We start from the raw sequence: 18,707 nt of genomic DNA on the forward strand, positions 1-18,707 counted from the left end.
GGGGGCAGATGCCCCAATGCGCCTATTGTGCGGCAGCGGGCTGGGAGGCCGCGCTTTGGCCGCTTTGGCTCTCAGCTAACAAGAGTTGGTAAACAGAGGCATAACGCTCAGCATTGATAGCCCAGTCATGACGGCTGCGCACATGCTCCGCCGCGCGGGCGCGCATGGCATCCCACCCGCTTTGGTTGTCTAGCAAGTCCGCAAGGGCGTGCGCGCAAGCCGCCGGATCATCGGGCGCAAACAAAGTGCCGGTTTCGCCATGCGTCATCAATTCGCGGTGCCCGCCAACATCAGAGGCCGCGACCAGGCGCCGCTGCGCCATCGCTTCCAAGGGTTTGAGCGGAGTGACCAGATCGGTCAGCCGCGATGCCTTGCGCGGATAGGCGAGCACATCGATCAGCGAATAATACCGCTCAACCTCGGCATGCGGCACGCGGCCTGTGAAGATAACCGCATCCGGATCGGGCAGGCCAGCAGCAGCAGCGCGCCATTCCGCGTCCATTTCGCCCCCGCCCACCAGCAGCAATTTCGCACTCGGGTGGCTTTCGCGCAGGATCGGCATGGCCGCGATCAGGCCATCGACACCTTCATAATCATAGAAACTGCCGATATAACCGATGACAGGCGTGCCCGCATCAAGGCCCAATTCGGCGGCCAAGCCGTCATCGCGCGGCGGCGGATCGCCAAACAGCGATAAGTCCACGCCATTGGGCATTACGCCGATTTTGCCGCCTGAAATTCCGCGCGCAATCAGATCATCGCGCAGCCCCTGGCAGATGGTGAACACGGCATCGGCGCGTTTGACCACTTGGGTTTCCAGTGAACGGGTGAGCCGGTATTTGGCCGAGCCTTCCTGGCCAGTGCGATTGCCAACCGCTGCGTCTTCCCAGAATGCGCGGATTTCATAAACCAGCGGAATGCCCAGCGCGCCCGCCGCTTGCAGCGCGCCTGCGCCGTTCAAGGATGGCGAATGCGCGTGCAGGATATCGGGCCGCCAATCGCGCGCGGCCGCTTTGATACTATCGCTAAGCCGTTTGATCTCGCGCATTTCAGACAGGCCCGTGGGCCCTGTGGGCGTACCAGCGGTGCGGTAAAAGGTAAGCCCATCGCAGGTGTCCACCGCGCCCGGCGCGGATGGTTCGGGCGCGTCAATCTCGTGCCGCTGGCCGGTGACCCCGCGCACTTCGATGCCGAGGCCTTCCTGCGCTTTCAGGATGGCGCGCGTGCGAAAAGTGTAGCCGGAATGGATCGGCAAGGAATGGTCAAGAACGTGGAGAACACGCATGGTTACACAGCCTTTTGGGTTGGCGCCAAGGGGCGCTCGACAACGCAATAAATCCAACCCTGCAAGGGCTGGGTGAGGTCGAATTTCTCAATTGCTTTTTGATAGACACTGCCGATCCAGAACAGGACGCGGCTAAACATGAAATAGCTGGGATATTGGCCCAGATACCGCCCTTCGCGCACATTCAACCCGGCTTTGCTGGTTTGCGCGTCCAGTGTGCGCAAAGTGTTGCAGGCATAGACGGTGGGGAACACGTCTTCTTCGGCCCGGCCTTCTGTCATGCGGACGATTTTTGCATGGAAGCGATTGGGCACGATCCGCGCGATCAGCGTGCCGTAATCATAAAGGCTCGGCGTTACAAAGATATACACCCCGCCCGGTTTCAGAACCCGCGCAATCTCGCCAAAAGCTTCGTCAGGATTGTCGATATGCTCCATCACAGCGCGCGAAAAGGCGATGTCGATGGCGTCATCGGGAATATCGCGCATGGCGCCGATATTGTTGGTGTAAAGCTTAAGACTGGGATCGGACACGGTGAAATCGACAAGATCAATGCCGTATAACGCGCCGGCTTTACCGATCAGTTTGCGCAAGTTAGGCGCGGTGCGTCCGCAGCCGATATCAAGCACCGTGCAGCCGTGCGACAGCCGCCGCTCCACCTCAGCTTCAAGGATCTGATTGGGATGGGTATCGGCAGGAAACCACGCGCGGCGCTGCTCGGATACAGATGTCCAGAACCCAATCATCAAACTCAATCGCCTCGCTTCGCGCTTATGCTAAACGCTCAAACCATGCTAAAGATGGCGAGCGCTTAGGAGCCTGTTAAACGAAAATCGTTACCACTCCCTATGCGGGTCAGAGCATGATTTGCACCAGCTGAGAAGACCAAGGCCCACCGATGGTAAACATTCTTACAATTGCCTTTGTGCATGCGATTTTGTTTATCGCGGCGTTTCGCTTGATGCTGCGCACCGATCTGGATGCCGATCCGGATTTGCCCGAAAGCGGTGGCGAAGCGGCAAATGGCGCAGATGCTGGAGCGGCGGAAGAGGCGGCCTTGTCCCCCTCCGCACGGCGGCTGGCGCGCCGGCGCGCGCAAATGCAAGCGCAGAGTAATGCGGAGCGCGGTTCATGACAGAGCTGTTTCTTCTCGCCTTTTTCGCGGTGCTTTTGCTGTTTGGCCTCAGGCAGCCATTCGTCTGGGTGCTGCTGTATCTCTATGTAGAGATCGTCTCCCCCGGCAAAGTCGGCACAAAGATCCTTGCAGACCTGCAAATGTCGCTGATCGCATTTGGCGTGATGGTGGGCGGCTGGCTGCTGTTTGACCGCACCAAGGGCAAAGCGCGCTTTGGCATGGCGCAGGCGCTGATTATGGCGCTGCTGCTCTATTGCTACATCACCACAGGGATGGCGGATTTCCCCGATTCGGCGGCAGAGAAATGGGCCTGGGTGTGGAAATCGCTTATCTTTGCAGCTTTCCTCCCGCTCACTCTTACATCGCGAATGCGGATAGAGGGGGCGATCTTGTTCTATGTGCTCGCGCTGGCTGTGATTGTCATCAATGGCGGGGTAAAGACGTTTCTGGGCGGGGGCGGATACGGCACTTTGCGGCTGCTGGTGGATGACAATTCGGGCCTTTATGAAAGCTCGATCATCGCCTGCGCTGCGATCACGGCGATCCCGATGATCTGGTGGCTGGCGACCCATGGCAAAGTGTTCCCGCGCGATTGGCGGACCAAGGCGTTTGCGCTTGGCTACACCTTTGCCGCCATTCTGATCCCCATCGGCACCAGCGCGCGCACGGGTCTTGTGTGTCTGGCGGTGTTTGGATTGTTGCTGCTGGTGCAGATGAAGAACCGGGTTTTGTACGGCGCGCTGATGGGATTTGCGCTGATTGTCTCGATCCCGTTCCTGCCATCTTCTTTCACCGACCGGATGGCGACCATCCAGAATTACGAAGGCGACCAATCCGCTTCCAGCCGCCTTGCGGTGTGGGCATGGACGTTTGACTATGCGCTCGACAATCCCATGGGCGGAGGATTTACCGCCTATCGCAGCAATTCGATTGAGGTTGATCTGGTCAAGGAAAGCCAGGGCGCCAATTCATCGGTCACGCGCGAAAAGACGGTCGTCGATAAAGCGCGCGCTTATCACTCCAGCTATTTTGAGATGCTGGGCGAACAGGGCTGGCCGGGGCTTGGCCTGTTTGGCCTGCTGCATCTGATCGGGCTGTTCCATATGCGCAGGCTGTATAAGGGCTGGAAAGGGCGCACAGGCGACCATGACAGTTGGATCTCGCCGCTCGCCATGGCTTTGCAGCAATCGCATATCATCTATCTGGTCGGCGCGCTGTTTGTCGGCATTGCCTTCCAGCCATTCATCATGCTGATCCTGGCGTTTCAGGCGGGGCTGTGGAGCTATACCCGGCTGCTCGATAAACAGGCCGATCACAGCGCATCGCCGCCCCGTCGGCATCGTCGCCGCCCCAGTGCAGATGAGCCAAGCGAGGATGCCGTAACGGCATAAACCGCTCCTTACCTTTATCATTGCGTTCTGCTCAATCGCCTGCCAATAAGGTGGCCAGTTAACGTAAACGTAAACCGGCTTGCGCGGCGCGTTGCTTGCAAGCGTAAGGGTAGAGGAGACACAGCATGAACGCACAGGAATTGGCCGCCAAGGTGGGCGAGAATATCGGCACCTCAGAGTGGACCGAAATGACTCAGGAAAAGGTCAACATGTTCGCTGATGCGACAGGCGATCACCAGTTCATCCATATCGACGAAGAAGCCGCCAAGATGACCCCGTTTGGCGGCACCATTGTCCACGGCTTCATGACGCTTTCGATGATCCCCTATCTTGGCGCGAACAGCGATATGCCCAAGCTTGACGGGGTGAAAATGGGCGTGAATTACGGCGGCAACAAAACCCGCTTTATCGCGCCTGTTCGTGTGGGCAAGCGCATTCGCGGCCACTGGAAGCTGGTTGAAATGATCGAAAAACGCCCCGGTCAGTGGCAGCAGACCGCTGAAATCACCATTGAGATCGAAGGCGAGGAAAAACCCGCTCTGATCTGCGAATGGATCACGCAGTATTTCGTTTAACTCCTCTGTGAGTTTCTGCGAAGGCAGGAGCCTCTATCAACCACGCGCCAGATTGAAAAAGGTCCCCGCCTTCGCGGGGACTCATGCGCGAATAAAAGGAATTTCATATGTCACGTGACGCAGTCATCGTCTCCACCGCCCGCACGCCCATTGGCCGCGCGTATAAAGGCGGATTTAACGCCACACCGGGCGCAACGCTCGGCTCATTCTCTTATAAAGCTGCGGTAGAGCGCGCCGGCATCGAAGGCGGCGAAGTTGATGATGTTGTGTGGGGCGCAGTCCTTACCCAAGGCACGCAAGCAGGCAATATCGGCCGCCAGGTCGCGCTGCGCGGCGGGGCGCCTGTTACCGTTGCAGCCCAAACAATTGACCGCCAGTGTTCATCGGGCCTGATGGCGATTGCGACCGCTGCAAAACAGATTGTGGTCGACAATATGGATGTTGTCGTGGGCGGCGGTCAGGATTCCATCTCGATGGTCCAGACGCCTGAAATGCGTGTCGCACCCGATCCATCGCTGATCGCGATGCACAAGGATGTCTACATGCCCATGCTCAGCACTGCCGAAACGGTTGCTGCGCGGTACAATATCAGCCGCGAAGTGCAGGACGAATATGCGCTGCAATCGCAAATGCGCACCGCTGCTGGTCAGGAAGCGGGCAAGTTTGACGATGAAATCGTGCCATGCACCACCACTATGGGTGTGAAAGACAAAGAGACCGGCGAAATCTCAATGGTCGAGCACACTCTGACCAAAGATGAAGGCAACCGCCCCTCCACCACATTGGAAGGCCTGCAAAGCCTCAACCCGGTTATGGGCCCTGATAAAGTCATCACAGCGGGCAATGCCTCGCAGCTTTCCGATGGCTCGTCGGCCAGCGTTTTGATGGAAGCCAAGCTTGCCGAACAAAAAGGCCTCGAGCCTTTGGGCCGCTATGTCGGCATGGCGGCCGCGGGCACAGAGCCTGATGAAATGGGCATTGGCCCCGTTTTCGCGATCCCCAAATTGCTCAAGCAAACGGGCCTGAAAATGGACGATATCGGTTTGTGGGAACTCAACGAAGCGTTCGCTGTCCAAGTCCTTTATTGCCGAGATAAGCTGGGCATTGATAACGATATCCTCAACGTCAATGGCGGCTCGATCTCCATCGGCCACCCTTACGGCATGACAGGCGCACGCTGCACCGGCCACGCTCTGATCGAAGGCAAGCGCCGGGGCGCGAAATATGTCGTCGTCACCATGTGCGTCGGCGGCGGCATGGGCGCTGCTGGATTGTTCGAGGTTTTCTAAGCCTTATTTCGCTCCAGAGCGTAAGATACAAAAAGGGCCGAACCAGTCTTGGAGGTTCGGCCCTTTTTTCATGTGTGCGATAAAGCGGAGTTATGCTCCGCTCAGCACTGGCATGTTTACAATACCGGCTCTTCTTGGAAATCGACCACGCGGTAACCGCGCTCAGTCATTTCTTCGCGGTAATCGCTTTTCGCATCGCGAATTTCGCTGTAATATTCCGCATAGGCTTCGCGGCGATCTTCTTCATCGCTCGCGCGTTCAAGGTCGCTTTTCAGCTCACGCTCTGCCTCGCTGATATCGGTTTTGTAATCGAGCCAGAAGCTGTTTGAGTCGTTATTGGGTGCTTCTTCGAGCACATCCGCACGAACAGTAATGCTGGGCTCATCGTCGGCGGCGGCTGGTGCAGCAATAAGCGCAATCGCAGCGGCGGCGGCGGTGGTGAATGTCTTTGTCATGGTCATTCTCCTTTCATTTCGTGTGACCTTACCAAACCAACAGGCGCCATTGGTGATCGTTCAATTGAATAGGGCGAGCCGTGCTTCGTGTTATGACCAACGGTTGCAAGTGTGCATGAGGCGCGACCAATCGAGGGCGGTCAATGCCTTGAGCTCAGAAATTTGACTATAAATCAGATACTTTCGATGTTTGTAAGCGCCGGCTGGCCAAACCGTGCGCGATATCGCATTATCGAAGACCATGGGCATCATGGAAATCATCGGCATTGCAGGCAGCGTCAGCCTTTTGTCGGGCTGGCGGCTGTATCTGTGCGTTTTCGCCACTGGTCTGGCGATGCGATTGGACGCGTTGCCTGTGCCCGAACATCTGGCCAGCCTTGCCGTGCTTGAAAACCCGTGGGTGATGGGGATCGCGCTGGTGGGGGCATGCGCGGAGTTTTTTGCCGACAAGGTCATGTGGCTCGATAGCGTGTGGGACGGCGTGCACACCTTTATCCGTCCTGTTGGCGGCGCTTTGCTGGCATTGGCGATTGTTGACCCATCTGATCCTGCAACGCAGGTTATTGCATTCCTGCTAGGCGGCGGGGCGAGCTTTCTGGCGCATGGCGGCAAAGCCTCCGCGCGTGCAGTGGTCAACACCTCGCCAGAGCCGGTAAGCAACCTGGTCACTTCCAGCGCAGAGGACGTGGCGACCGTGGGGCTGCTTTATGTGGCGTATGAATATCCCACTGCCGCCGCTGGGGTTGCAGCGGTTTTGTTGGTGCTAGCGCTGGGGCTTTTGTGGGCCGCGAGTAGGGTGGTGAAGCGGGTGTTTTTCAGATCGCCCAAGACCTAGTTGCCGCCAGCCTCCCCGCTCTCCTCCTCGCGCATCGCGATGATGTAATCCGTGATTGCGTCAATCTCGTCTTCGGTCAGCACGCCTTCCCATGGGGGCATCAGGCCCGACATGCCCACGGCCTCTCCGCCGCCCACGATGGCGGTGCGCACATGATCGCGGCTGCGGCTTGCGAATTCGTCTGAGTGGAAGCTTTTCGGCCGGGCGCCCGCTTCTTCCAGCATGTCTGCATCGGGGCCGTCGGCATATCCATCCACCCCGTGGCAGCGCGCGCAATTGGTGATGTAGCTTTCGCGGATGGCGGCTGAGGAAAGCGCGCCCTCGGCCACGCCTGCTGCCTCGCCGCCGCCGCCAATGCTGGCCTCAGCGCCCGCATCTTTGCGCACCAATTCCACAATCGCGCCATTGGGCGAGGAGGAGGAACCCATCACCGTTATCAAAATGCGATCATCAGGCGTCTGGATAAGCGAGGTAAAGCCGCGCTGGGCGTATTTGGTTGCCTGTCCCAAAGTCTCGGCGACTTCGGTGACTTCGTTCACCGCCGGGATCGCCCAGAACGTGCCCGAATAATTGTCGCCGAAAATGTATTTCCCGTCGAGGTCCGGCCAGCGCGATCCGCGATAGACGATGCCTCCGATGACGGAGCGATCATAGGCGGTGTGGCGATAGGTGTAGACCGGGCCTTGCTCGGTCCCTTCGACCTTATCGGGTTTGGGAACGGTGGTCGCCTCGCGTCCTTCGACGAACGGGAATTGGTAGTTCTTGCCCGCCTCGATGACATTGACTTCTTCCCACACGGTTGAGCCAACTTCGCCCACCCAGATATTGGCATTGGCCGGGTCAAAGGCGAAGCGGAACGGATTGCGCAGGCCGTGGGCGAAGAACTCGCCCAGCACATCGTCTCGCCCGGCATAAGGGTTATCGAGCGGGATCGAATAGCCCTGTGTCACGCCGTTTTCGGGCTGACGGGTGATTGGGCGTGATACTTCGCCGCCCTGGTTCATCACGTCGATACGCATGATCCCGCCTGCCAAAGTGGTGTCGATGGTCTGATGGCTGTCCGCAATATCCAGCTCTCCAATCGCGAGATAAAGCATTCCATCTGCGCCAAATTCAACGTGGCCGGCATTGTGATATTGCGTGGGCGGGCGGCCAATGGCCATCAGATCATACTGCGTGGCAAGGATCGCGTCGGCATCGCCTGCCGACAGATCAAAGCGCGAAAGGTAATTGGTCTGCGCATCGGCCGTGAAACTGGTGAAATAGAGATAGACGAAATCGTGCTGTCCATCGCCAAAACGCGGGTCAAAATCAAAGCCAAGCGCGCCATTTTCCAGGTTCACCTCGCCAACCTGATCGGCGAAATCGATCAGCAATTCCTTGGTCCCGTTATCGGGATAGCCCATCCGGTAAAGCCGCCCGGCGCGTTCGAGCACCAGCATGGATGCATCGCTGCCCGGCTCCATCCGGATCATGATGGGTTGGAGCAATTGGGTTTGCGTGTTGACCGGTACTGTCATCCAATCGCCATCAACCGAGACGTTTTGCTGGATACGAAATTCTGCCACCGCGTCGCGGAAATCCTGGCTTTTCACATACATAAACGCAGCAATCAGCGGGGCGAGCGTGATGAGAATGGCGAGCCAGGAAAGCGGCTTTGCCAAAAGGCCAAACAGCGCGCCGATAACGCCAAAGGCGCGGCCAAAGATGGGCGCGGTGTGATCGCGCCCAAACACGCCATATCCGATGATGAAAAGCGCGACGCCAACGACAAACGCGCCGACCAGCAATTGATGGGGAAAGACGCTTGCGCTCATAAAGAACAGCGCTAGCGATCCGCTGCCCCACGCCGCGCCCCAGGCAAAGATCTGCACCGCTGTGCGCCGCGCGCTGTCAAACAGGGGCGCAGGATTGAAGACAGACACCAGCGCGAACACCGCAATGCTCGCCCCCACAAGGTATTTGACAGTCGTAATCAGATCCTCGCCCGACACGGTCACCGATGGCAATGGCAGCACCACGCGGATCACTGTGTGCACCAGATCGGCGGCGAAATGCCCCACAGCCAATGCCAAGGCAGCGATGGCCACGCTGATCGCTATTGTCAGAATTCTATGCATAAATCGGCCCGGATCGTAAAATTTTTGCGGCATTAACCGTCTAATCTGATTAAGCAATTAAACCATTCCTGCGCCCCTGCCAAAAGCGAATATCACCCGTTCAAATGTTAAATCTACCAAAGCCGCTTGTCCGCGCCGCTATGGCCGCCTCCTTTGTTGCCGCACCCTTCCCGGCACAGGCACAGGAGCAATCTTCGGAGCAGGCCCCGAAGCAAGCCCCGAAGCAAGCCCCAACGCGAGATGGCGCAATCGTGGTTGAAGCCAGCCTTGATGATCCGGCGCGTGACAATCCGGCCTCTGTCAAAACGCTTGGGCCTGACCGGCTGGCGCTGGCGGGCGCCCTATCGGTAACCGAGGATCTGTCGCTGCTGCCCGGTGTGGTGGCGTTTGAAAATGGCGGGCCGGGAGCGGGTTCCTATGTTGCGATAAGGGGGGAGAGCCGAATTTCGCGCTTGTCACGATCAATGGCGTGCGTGTGGATGATCCGCTCAATTCGAGCGGAGGCGGGTTTGATTTCACGCTTGTGCCGCCTGAATTGGTGCGCAGCCTCACGGTGATCTCCGGCCCGCAATCCACCGCTTACGGCGCGGATGCTTTATCGGGAGTGATCGCGCTGGAACTGGGCGCGCGCGCGGATGGATTATCCGCTTATGCAGGGCTTGGCAGCGGGGGCCGTTACCTGTTGGGCGGCGCTGCGGGATTAAGCGGCGATGCTGGTACGCTGAGCATTGCGGCGGAATATTCCGACAGCGCAAATCTGAACCCCGGCAGCACGCTTGAACGCACGAGCGTGATGGCCGCAGCCAGCCCCGATCTGGGCGCGGATGCGAGCCTTGATCTGTTTGCGCTTTATGCCGCTGGCAATTCCATCGGTTTTCCCGAAGATAGTGGCGGGCCTGAGCTTGCGGTGATCCGCGAGCTCGAGCCGCGCGAGCGCGAACAGGTGGCGCTGGGCGCGGCAATGGCGGCGCGTTTGGGGCAAGGTGTCACCGCGAATATGCGGCTGGGCTTTTCGCAAAGCAAGCTTGCCTCCGCCTCACCCGGTATCGGCACATCCGCCGCGATCGGCGCGCTTGATCCGGTGCCGCCGATTGTGACCGATAGCCGCCTCAAACGCTATGAAGCGGTGGCGAGCATCGAATACGCATCGGGCAATTGGCTGATCATCGAAGGCGGCGCGTCTTATTCGCGCGAGGATGGGGTCAGCGAAGGGACGCTCGATTTCGGAGTGCTGATCCCGACGGCTTTCACCATTGAGCGCGATATGCCCGGCCTGTTCGTAACCGCCAAAGCGGAAGCCTTGCGCGGATTTGAGCTGTCCGCCGGATTGCGCGCGGACTGGCCCGAAGGCAGCGATGCGCGCTGGACCCCGCGCCTTGGCACCGCCATCGCTTTGGGTAGGTCTGGCGCGTTTCTGCTTGCCAATTATGCCCGCGGGTTCAAACGGCCCAGCCTGTTCGCGCTGGGATTTCCGCTGATTGCCAATCCTGATCTTGAAGACGAGCGCAGCGAAACTTTTGATGCAGGCATTTCTTATGGCGAGCCGGATGATCCGCTGGCTGTGTCGGCCACCTATTTCCGCTCCACTTTTCGCGATTTGATCGATTTTGAGCCTGCGCTGTTCACCAATGTCAATCGCAACCGGGTCGAGGTGGAAGGGGCGGAATTTTCCGGCACCGCGCGGCAAGGCGATATCACCGCGCGCGCGGCTCTGACGTATCAGACATCGCGGTCTGATGATGGAGCGCTGCTGCGGTTTCGGCCCGAATGGACCGGGCGTTTGGCGGTGCGTTGGCAGGCCTCGGCGCGGCTGGCGATCACGGGGCACGCGCAATTTGTGAGCGCGTTCAATGACAGCTCTGTGCCAACCGGACTTGTCCGCAATCCGGGATTTGAGACGCTGGGTCTGGATGCAAGCTGGTCTGTCTCAGACGGCCTTGAGCTGTTTGGATCGCTGCGCAATGCGGCCAATGCCGATTTCACCCGCGCTGCCGGTTTTACCGAGCCGGGGCGCAACGTATTCGCCGGGCTGCGCGCGAAAATGTAGCGATTATTGCGAGCCGGGTTCGGCAGCGTTCTGCGTTATCCAAAGCGAGGGCCAATCACCCGGAGGAGTGCCGCGGCATTCGCGCATTTCGTTGTACCGGGCGAGGCGAAACATTGCCCCATCCCACGCCCATGCCGCGCTGTCTCCGCAATCGGCAAGCCCGCGATATTTTGCAAATCCGGAAAGCATACGCGTCTCGCTGGCGAAATCTGCCGTGGTCACACCCGAAACCATCCACGGTTCAACAGGGCGAAAATCCTCGCGCCAGGCGCGTCCCTGTTCGAGCGGGGCAAAAGACCAATCGCCTGCCTCATCAATCAGGACCGCCATCGAATATCCCTGATACGCGCCCAGATTGCACGGGATAAGCCCCAGACTATGCCCTGCATCCAGCCGGAAAAATTCGCTCTCGCCCGGAGCATAGGAACATTCCGCAAGCTCTTTTACCGCAGCGATGCCCGCATCATCGAGTGTGCGGGCCGGCGCGGCGGAGGGGGCTGGCTGGTCAATCACGGGCAAAGGGGGCGCTGAGGGAACCGCATCTGCCGGCTTTCGCCCGGTTGCAAGAATGGCGGTTACTGTCCCTGCGCGTTGCTGCTGATCATCCATCCAGCGCAAAGCGGCAGTGGCGCCCATGACGGGCAACCTGCCGACCACTTCGCCGTCAGCTGCCACAACCTCAGCAGAAAGAGCGCGGGCGATGGCTTTGAGAAATGCGGCCGGATCGCCCTCGGCATAGCCTGCATCATTGAGCGTAAAGCGGGTCATCACGCCATCCACACGGATACGAGCGGGCTGGCTGTAGACTTCGAAAGCGGGGGCCGCGCTGACAATGGGTGCGGCATCCCCGTCAGCGCCGCGCACCACGGATAAGGTCCAATCGAGGGCTGCGCCGTTTTCCTTGCCAGCAGAGGCTTCGCAATGGCGCACATTGTTGCACGCGATGATCCAGTCGCGAAACTCGGCTGGCTCAGGGATGCTAGCAACCGGATAGGCATCGGGCGCAGCGGCACCGGACGCACTGGCATCGGGCGAACTGGCAGCGCCAGCAAGGCTTAAAGCGAGGATAATCGACATTGCATGAGCCTAGCAGATGCAGGCTTAATGCGCCGCAACTATCCCGCGCACCCGATCAGCTATTGGCTTCGATAAATTCCTCGACCACGGGCGCAACCTTGTCGCGCCAGCGGCTGCCGTTGAAAATGCCGTAATGCCCGGCCCCTTCGGCCATGTAATAGCGCTTTTTGCTCTCATCGAGATTGGGCGTGAGTTTCAGCGCAGCTTTGGTCTGGCCAATGCCGGAGATATCGTCCCGCTCGCCTTCGACCGCCAGCAAGGCGGTGTGCGTGATCCCGCCCAGATCGACGATTTCGCCGCGATGTTCGAATGTGCCGTTCGGGATTGAGTGTTTCTGGAACACTTCCTCGACCGTTTGGAGATAAAACTCCGCTGTCATATCGCAAACCGCGCGGTATTCGTCGTAGAAATCCTTGGTCGCCTGCGCGCTTTGCGCATCGCCAGCGGTCAGATGTTTGAACATCTCGTAATGGCTCATCATGTGGCTTTGCAGGTTCATGCTCATAAACGCAGAAAGCTGCATGAAACCGGGATAGACCCGGCGGCCCGCACCGCGATAATTCATCGGCACGGTCGCGATCACCGTTTGGCGGAACCATTCAATCGGACGGTTCATCGCGTGATCGTTGACAGTCGTGGGGCTTTCGCGGGTATCAATCGGCCCGCCCATCATAGTGAGTGTATCCGGGCTGGCGGGTGATTTTCGCTGATTTAGCAGAGCGGTCGCTGCAAAAGCGGGCACCGATGGCTGGCACACCGCCATCATGTGCGGCCGGCTTGCCTTGGCCCGGCCTTTGCCCGATTGCGCGGCGATATATTCTAAAAATTCAATCAGATAATCAATATAATCATCCAGATCGAAATGCCCCTCGTGCAGGGGAACCGTGCGCGCATCGGCCCAATCGGTGATGTAGACCTCGCACGATTGCAGCATCCGCTCCACCGTGCCGCGCAGCAGAGTGGCGTAATGGCCCGACATCGGCGCAACGATCAGCAATTTGGGGCGCGCGCTGGTGGCTTCGCCGTCCACTACATCCACCCCTTCGAGGCGGAAGCGTTTCAGATCGCCAAAGGGCCGGTTGAGCACAGTGCTTTCAATCACCGATACCGGCGCGCCGTCCTGTTCGATTTCGGTGATGCCAAAGGCGGGCTTTGCATAAGGCGCGGTGGCATGGGCAAACACATCAAGCGCATTGGCCGCCATAGAGCTGAGGCCCATATAGCCCATCGGATTGGCCGGGTTGGACAGCATGGATGATCCAATCGCAGCCAAAGAGCTGGCGCTGTTCATCCAGCTGCGTTGAAGTTCATAGGCGTGGTAAAGCATTGCGTGCCCCTTTGTGCGCCGCACCAAAAGGCGGCCTGACCGTGCGGTTCGCGTCCGGATTACGCGCGAAACCTTAAATAGCTTGCCTCGTAAAGTGGGCGCTTTATCGCCATTGTGCAATGCACAATTTGTATCTGTTCCCTAAATGGAACGGGGACGAGGCGCTTTTTGCACGTGAAATTTGGCCGCACTGTCCTTAAGTGAGCGCTGAAATGGCTAGCGAACCCCAAGACATATCTGGCGTTAAGGCCGCTGGCACTGGCACTGGCACTGGCGATACGGTTGTCGCTGTCGATGGCGCTGGGGACGCGGCTGAGAAAAACCCGCCTGTAAAAAAGCCCCGCTCGCTCGCCCCGCTGACAATGGTGTACCGCGAGGCGGGCAAATATCCGGCGCAAATCGGCTGGGCGCTGCTTGCCTTGATAGTCACCGCAGGCGCGACTTTGGCCATACCCTGGCGCTTCAAAGTGATTGTGGATGATGCCTTTGGAGGGGGTGCGGGGCCGGAAGAGATTGCCACCGCGTTCCAATATCTGCTGATGATTGTCGTGATTTTGGGCGTTGGCACCGCCTTGCGGTTCTATTTCGTTAGCTGGATCGGTGAACGCGTGGTCGCCGATATCCGCGCCAAGGTGCAGCGCAACCTGCTGCGCCAGTCGCCCAGCTTTTATGAGGATAACAGCCCCAAGGAAATCTCCAGCCGGATGACATCGGACACCGCCATTATCGAAACGGTGGTGGGGACGACGGTTTCGGTGGCTTTGCGCAATATGCTGACCGCGATAGGCGGCACTGCGCTGCTGTTATATCTTGCGCCGACGCTGACTTTGGGGCTGCTTATCGGCATTCCGCTGGTGCTTGCGCCCATCGTCTTTTTTGGCCGCAAGATCAGAGCTATATCACGCTCCAGCCAGGACAGGGTCGCCGATGTGGGCGCGTATGTCACCGAAGTTTTAAGCGCGATGAAAGTCGTTCAGAGCTTTGGCCAGGAGGACCGCGAAGGCGAACGGTTTGCAGGCGTGGTTGAACGCACATTTGAAACCGCTCGCCAGCGCATCATGCTGCGCGCGGCGATGACGTCGATTGTGATTGTGCTGATTTTCGGCGGGATCACTCTGGTGATGTGGCGCGGGGCGACCGCCGTATCCGAAGGGGTGATATCCGGCGGAACGATCACCGCATTCGTGCTGACGGGCGGGATCGTTGCGGGCGCGTTTGGCGCTTTGACCGAAGTGTATGGCGATTTGCTGCGCGGGGCAGGCGCGGCCAGCCGCCTTGCCGAATTGCTGGAAGCGAAGCCCGATATTGCCGCGCCGCAGCGTGCTGAAAAACTGCCCGATCCCCCGCGCGGCAGTCTGTCGTTCCGCAATGTGACTTTCCGCTACCCTGCGCGGCCCGAAACGCCCGCATTGTCCGATTTCAGCCTTGAGATTGAACCGGGCGAAACGATTGCGATTGTCGGGCCATCAGGCGCGGGCAAATCCACTTTGTTCCAGCTGGTTGAACGGTTTTACGATCCGCAGGGCGGCACGATCCGGCTGGACGGAGTGCCATTGAAGCAGGCTGACCCTGCCGATATCCGCGCGCGGATCGCTTTTGTCCCGCAGGAAGGCGTGCTGTTCAGCGCCAATGCCCGCGACAATCTGCGCTATGGCCGCTGGGATGCGGGCGAGGATGCGATCTGGGATGCAGCGCGCGCAGCCAATGCAGAGACGTTCCTGCGCGATCTACCGGAGGGGCTGGACACATATCTTGGCGAAGGGGGCACGCAATTGTCGGGCGGCCAGCGCCAGCGCGTTGCAATTGCGCGCGCTTTGCTGCGCGATGCGCCGATCCTGCTGCTGGACGAGGCGACCAGCGCGCTGGATGCCGAAAGCGAACAATTGGTGCAGCAGGCGCTCGATGTGCTGATGGCGCAGCGCACGACTTTGGTGATTGCGCACCGGCTGGCGACAGTGCGGGCAGCGGACCGGATCATCGTGCTTGATAAGGGCCGCATCGCCGAACAGGGCACCCATGCTGAACTGACGGCGGCAGGCGGATTGTATGCGCGGCTGGCAAAGCTGCAATTTGGAGAAAGCGAGCCGGTTTAACGGCCATTTGGTATAGACGTATTGACTTGACCCGCGCCCCTGCCATTGCGTGCGCACCATGACATTGCTTCAATTGCTCATCATCGCCGTGGTGCAGGGGATCACCGAATTTCTGCCGATATCATCGTCAGGGCATCTGATCCTGATCCCGACTTTCACCGATTTTCCCGATCAGGGCCCGCTGATTGATGTCGCGGTGCATGTCGGATCTTTGCTCGCGATTATCGTCTATTTCTTCAAAGATGTGCTGGTTCTGGCGCGCGGTGGCTTTGCCAGTATCGGGGTGGGGGCCAAAGCGCCCAACGCCCCGTTCGAACGCCGTCTGTTCTGGTGGATTGTGCTGGGCACTATCCCCGCGGTCGCTTTTGGCCTGTCGATCAAGATGGGGCTGTTCAACGGTATCGCGGCCAGCGTGTTCGGCGTGGAGATTATCGATGGCGATCTGATGAGCTCCATTCGCTTTACCGATCTTATCGCTTTCAACCTGATCGTTTACGGGCTGCTTTTGGGGCTGGCCGATTATCTCGGGCGCGAGGTTAAGGTGTTTGAGGATATGACCTGGCGCGACGGTTTGATTGTGGGCCTTGCGCAGGCGCTCGCCATTATTCCGGGCACCAGCCGATCCGGTGTGACGATGACGGCGGCGCGCGCTTTGGGGTATAAAAGGGTGGAGGCAGCGCGGTTTTCCTTCCTGCTTTCCATTCCCGCCGTGGCAGGCGCAGGCGTGCTGATTGTGCCGGAGATTTTCGAGGCCGGAACGCAGCTTGCGCTGGACGCGCTGATTGCCGGCGTTTTCACCTTTATCGCGGCCTTCCTGACGATGGCGTTCCTGATGAACTTCCTTAAGCGCGCATCAATGATGGTATTCGTAGTGTACCGGGTGGCCATGGGTATTGCGCTGTTATACCTGTTTTAATCCGTAGCTCGTCCAAAAGCTGCGGAACCAAGTGCGCGTGTCGCTGGTAGTGAGAGTGACTCTCATTTTTCAAAAGGCGACGCGCATCCCATGGCACTTATGGTGCTCATTCTGATTGGACTTGTATTTGGCTGGCTATCTTCGATCCTTGGCCGGACCGAGGCTGCGCGTCAGATCTTGGGCCAAATGGGATTGGCGCTGATCGCATCGTTGACGGCCGGTTTGATCGTCAATGATTTTACCATGCTGGGCGGAGTTTCTTTAAGCGCGCTGGGCTTTGCCGGGGCGGCTGCGGCACTGGTGCTGGCGGCATACCACCTGTTGATCCTGCGCAGAGCCGCTTAGCCCGCTTAAATGGGCCGCCTAAACAGCCCGCCTAAATCAGGCGCCTAAACCGGAACCGCCCCACTGCCGCGCCCGCCGCGCAGGTGATATTCCTGTGTGCCGCGATGCACCACATTATCAACGTCGATCACAGCTGAATTGGCATAGGTAAAGCCTGCGCTCAGGTTTCGGTACAGCCGGTCAAAATCACGCTCCACCGTCTGCCGGTACAGGTCATCAAAGCTTTCAATCACGAAATAGGTCGGTTGCAGATCGCTGATGACATAATCGGTGCGCATCACCCGGTCCACGTTCAGCATGATACGATTGGGGCTTTGCGCTTCGGTGGCGAACACGGCCTCTGCCGGGCCGGACAGGATGCCCGCGCCATAGGCTTTGATGCCGTCTGCTTCTTCGATGAGGCCAAATTCAACCGTGTACCAATACAATGCGCCCAGCGATTTCAGCCTGTTATACCGCATCGCTTTCCACCCTGCGCGGCCATATTCGGCCATGTAATCGGCGAAGACCGGATCGGTCAGCATCGGCACATGACCAAACACATCGTGGAACACGTCGGGTTCCTGAATGTAATCGAAAGTCTCGCGCGTGCGGATGAAATTGCCTGCGGGAAAACGGCGATTGGCCAGGTGCCAGAAAAACACGTGATCGGGGATCAGCATGGGGACGGGCACCACGCTCCACCCTGTTAGGCTGCCCAGTTCTTCGGACATCGCGGCAAAATCAGGCACGCCGCCGCGCGCGAGATCAAGCCGGTCGAGCCCTTTCAAAAAAGCGCTCGCCGCGCGGCCCGGCAGCACATCCATCTGGCGCGCAAACAGATCATCCCAGATCGCGTTTTCTTCCGAGGAATACACTGTTTGCGCAGGCTCCAGCCAATCGTCTCCGATATGGGCGGGTTTCGCCAGCGGCGCAGTGAACACATCGCCCGGCATTTCGGGAAGTGTGCTAAAATCGGTTTCGGTCTGGGGAAGGGTAGCCATACGGTATCATGTGATACTACAATCGGCCTGAGACAAGCGAAAAGGGGCGCAGACGTGGGTTTGAAAGGCAAGGAATACCGCAAATTGCTGGAGCCGATGACGGCAGAGCTCGTCGGGATGGCGCGCTGGGCGCGGACAACGGGCGCGCGGATTGTGGTCTTGTTCGAAGGGCGCGATACCGCCGGCAAAGGCGGCGCGATCCGGGCTGTGCGCGACAAATTGAACCCGCGCCAATGCCGCACGGTTGCCTTGGGCAAGCCTACTGAGGCTGAACAGACCCAGTGGTATTTCCAGCGCTATATCCAGCATTTGCCCAGTGCGGGTGAGATCGTGCTGTTTGATCGCAGCTGGTACAACCGAGCAGGCGTTGAAGCGGTGATGGGCTTTGCCGAAGAGGATCAGGTTTCGCTGTTCCTTCAGCAGGTGCCTGTGTTTGAAAAGCTGCTGACAGATGACGGTATTCACCTGTTCAAATACTGGCTGACGACCGATCAGGAACAGCAGGAAGAACGTTTGGCAGAGCGTTTGGATGACCCGCTCAAACGCTGGAAACTCTCTCCCATAGATCTGGCCGCGCGCGAGCAATATGATGCCTATACAAAAGCGCGCGAGGCGATGCTGAAAGCCACGCATTACGATCATGCGCCGTGGACTTTGGTGGATTTCAACGATCAGAAACGCGGGCGGCTAACTCTGATCCGCGACCTGCTGGACCGCTTGCCCGATACGCATGTTGAGCCGCCGGAAATTGAATTTCCCAAGTTTGAGGGCAAGCTGCTTGAGGAAAGTTATGGCGTGTTGAAGCCGATCAAGGATTTTCCGGTGGGCTGATAT

At 58.8% G+C, this 18,707-nt stretch carries 17 protein-coding genes and 1 pseudogene; 11 read left to right on the forward strand and 7 right to left on the reverse strand.

The features are described 5' to 3' along the window. Window positions 1–22: 22 nt before the first annotated feature. Together AC0V6W_RS09345 and AC0V6W_RS09350 are read right to left on the reverse strand one after the other, a co-directional pair. A complete protein-coding gene (locus AC0V6W_RS09345) occupies window positions 23–1,285 on the reverse strand; it encodes a TIGR04063 family PEP-CTERM/XrtA system glycosyltransferase (RefSeq protein ID WP_486149352.1) in 1,263 nt (420 codons plus the stop codon). A 2-nt stretch (window positions 1,286–1,287) separates the two neighbouring features. Continuing rightward, entirely contained in the window at window positions 1,288–2,031 is a 744-nt protein-coding gene (locus AC0V6W_RS09350) for a class I SAM-dependent methyltransferase (RefSeq protein WP_486149354.1), read from the reverse strand. 152 nt (window positions 2,032–2,183) lie between these two features. On the opposite strand from AC0V6W_RS09350, the gene AC0V6W_RS09355 reads away from it, so the two are divergent. The 4 genes from AC0V6W_RS09355 to AC0V6W_RS09370 all read left to right on the forward strand — a co-directional run bounded on the left by AC0V6W_RS09355 (window position 2,184) and on the right by AC0V6W_RS09370 (window position 5,675). Continuing rightward, window positions 2,184–2,420, forward strand: a complete 237-nt coding sequence (locus tag AC0V6W_RS09355) for a hypothetical protein (protein WP_486149356.1) — start codon at window positions 2,184–2,186, stop codon at window positions 2,418–2,420. Then, window positions 2,417–3,811, forward strand: coding sequence for a DUF5935 domain-containing protein (locus AC0V6W_RS09360; protein WP_486149358.1), 1,395 nt, complete (start codon window positions 2,417–2,419; stop codon window positions 3,809–3,811). Before AC0V6W_RS09355 ends, AC0V6W_RS09360 begins: the two co-directional genes overlap by 4 nt. A gap of 125 nt (window positions 3,812–3,936) precedes the next feature. Beyond that, the gene (locus AC0V6W_RS09365; RefSeq protein ID WP_486149360.1) at window positions 3,937–4,386 is read left to right on the forward strand and encodes a MaoC family dehydratase; all 450 of its coding nucleotides are present in this window, start codon (window positions 3,937–3,939) and stop codon (window positions 4,384–4,386) included. Window positions 4,387–4,493: 107 nt separating this feature from the next. Beyond that, window positions 4,494–5,675: an acetyl-CoA C-acyltransferase gene (locus AC0V6W_RS09370; protein ID WP_486149362.1), complete on the forward strand. Its 1,182-nt coding sequence runs from the start codon at window positions 4,494–4,496 to the stop codon at window positions 5,673–5,675. A 116-nt stretch (window positions 5,676–5,791) separates the two neighbouring features. On the opposite strand, the gene AC0V6W_RS09375 is transcribed toward AC0V6W_RS09370, so the two are convergent. Further along, window positions 5,792–6,130 carry a hypothetical protein gene (locus AC0V6W_RS09375; RefSeq protein ID WP_486149364.1) on the reverse strand — a complete coding sequence of 113 codons (339 nt, stop codon included), beginning with the start codon at window positions 6,128–6,130 and terminating at the stop codon, window positions 5,792–5,794. Window positions 6,131–6,371: 241 nt separating this feature from the next. Between AC0V6W_RS09375 and AC0V6W_RS09380 the strand changes: the two genes are divergently transcribed. Continuing rightward, window positions 6,372–6,965 carry a DUF4126 domain-containing protein gene (locus tag AC0V6W_RS09380; RefSeq protein WP_486151540.1) on the forward strand — a complete coding sequence of 198 codons (594 nt, stop codon included), beginning with the start codon at window positions 6,372–6,374 and terminating at the stop codon, window positions 6,963–6,965. Here AC0V6W_RS09380 and AC0V6W_RS09385 read toward each other — a convergent pair. Then, the gene (locus AC0V6W_RS09385; protein ID WP_486149366.1) at window positions 6,962–9,055 is read right to left on the reverse strand and encodes a PQQ-dependent sugar dehydrogenase; all 2,094 of its coding nucleotides are present in this window, start codon (window positions 9,053–9,055) and stop codon (window positions 6,962–6,964) included. The genes AC0V6W_RS09380 and AC0V6W_RS09385 overlap by 4 nt on opposite strands. 472 nt (window positions 9,056–9,527) lie before the next feature. On the opposite strand from AC0V6W_RS09385, the pseudogene AC0V6W_RS09390 reads away from it, so the two are divergent. Both AC0V6W_RS09390 and AC0V6W_RS09395 read left to right on the forward strand, forming a co-directional pair. After that, window positions 9,528–9,680 (forward strand): annotated as a pseudogene (locus AC0V6W_RS09390) (TonB-dependent receptor plug domain-containing protein); the annotation flags it as partial. A 198-nt stretch (window positions 9,681–9,878) separates the two neighbouring features. Next, on the forward strand, window positions 9,879–11,132 hold the full coding sequence (locus tag AC0V6W_RS09395) for a TonB-dependent receptor plug domain-containing protein (RefSeq protein ID WP_486151542.1): 1,254 nt from the start codon (window positions 9,879–9,881) through the stop codon (window positions 11,130–11,132). A 3-nt stretch (window positions 11,133–11,135) separates the two neighbouring features. Here AC0V6W_RS09395 and AC0V6W_RS09400 read toward each other — a convergent pair whose 3' ends face one another. Further along, on the reverse strand, window positions 11,136–12,209 hold the full coding sequence (locus AC0V6W_RS09400; protein WP_486149368.1) for a DUF1176 domain-containing protein: 1,074 nt from the start codon (window positions 12,207–12,209) through the stop codon (window positions 11,136–11,138). 55 nt (window positions 12,210–12,264) lie between these two features. Further along, window positions 12,265–13,536, reverse strand: a complete 1,272-nt coding sequence (locus tag AC0V6W_RS09405) for a polyhydroxyalkanoate depolymerase (RefSeq protein ID WP_486149370.1) — start codon at window positions 13,534–13,536, stop codon at window positions 12,265–12,267. 362 nt (window positions 13,537–13,898) lie between these two features. Between AC0V6W_RS09405 and AC0V6W_RS09410 the strand changes: the two genes are divergently transcribed. The 3 genes from AC0V6W_RS09410 (at window position 13,899) to AC0V6W_RS09420 (ending at window position 16,890) form a co-directional block, all read left to right on the forward strand. Beyond that, window positions 13,899–15,629 (forward strand): ABC transporter transmembrane domain-containing protein, encoded by a 1,731-nt coding sequence (locus AC0V6W_RS09410; protein WP_486151544.1) that lies wholly within the window; start codon window positions 13,899–13,901, stop codon window positions 15,627–15,629. Window positions 15,630–15,687: 58 nt separating this feature from the next. Further along, window positions 15,688–16,545, forward strand: coding sequence for an undecaprenyl-diphosphate phosphatase (locus AC0V6W_RS09415; protein WP_486149372.1), 858 nt, complete (start codon window positions 15,688–15,690; stop codon window positions 16,543–16,545). Window positions 16,546–16,635: 90 nt separating this feature from the next. Beyond that, the gene (locus tag AC0V6W_RS09420) at window positions 16,636–16,890 is read left to right on the forward strand and encodes a hypothetical protein (protein ID WP_486149374.1); all 255 of its coding nucleotides are present in this window, start codon (window positions 16,636–16,638) and stop codon (window positions 16,888–16,890) included. A gap of 44 nt (window positions 16,891–16,934) precedes the next feature. Here AC0V6W_RS09420 and phhA read toward each other — a convergent pair whose 3' ends face one another. Next, window positions 16,935–17,873: a phenylalanine 4-monooxygenase gene (phhA, locus tag AC0V6W_RS09425; RefSeq protein ID WP_486149376.1), complete on the reverse strand. Its 939-nt coding sequence runs from the start codon at window positions 17,871–17,873 to the stop codon at window positions 16,935–16,937. A gap of 96 nt (window positions 17,874–17,969) precedes the next feature. Between phhA and ppk2 the strand changes: the two genes are divergently transcribed. Continuing rightward, window positions 17,970–18,704 (forward strand): polyphosphate kinase 2, encoded by a 735-nt coding sequence (ppk2, locus tag AC0V6W_RS09430; RefSeq protein WP_486151546.1) that lies wholly within the window; start codon window positions 17,970–17,972, stop codon window positions 18,702–18,704. Window positions 18,705–18,707 lie beyond the last annotated feature (3 nt).

The sequence above is a fragment of the Erythrobacter sp. JB1-7 genome (genome assembly GCF_057365015.1).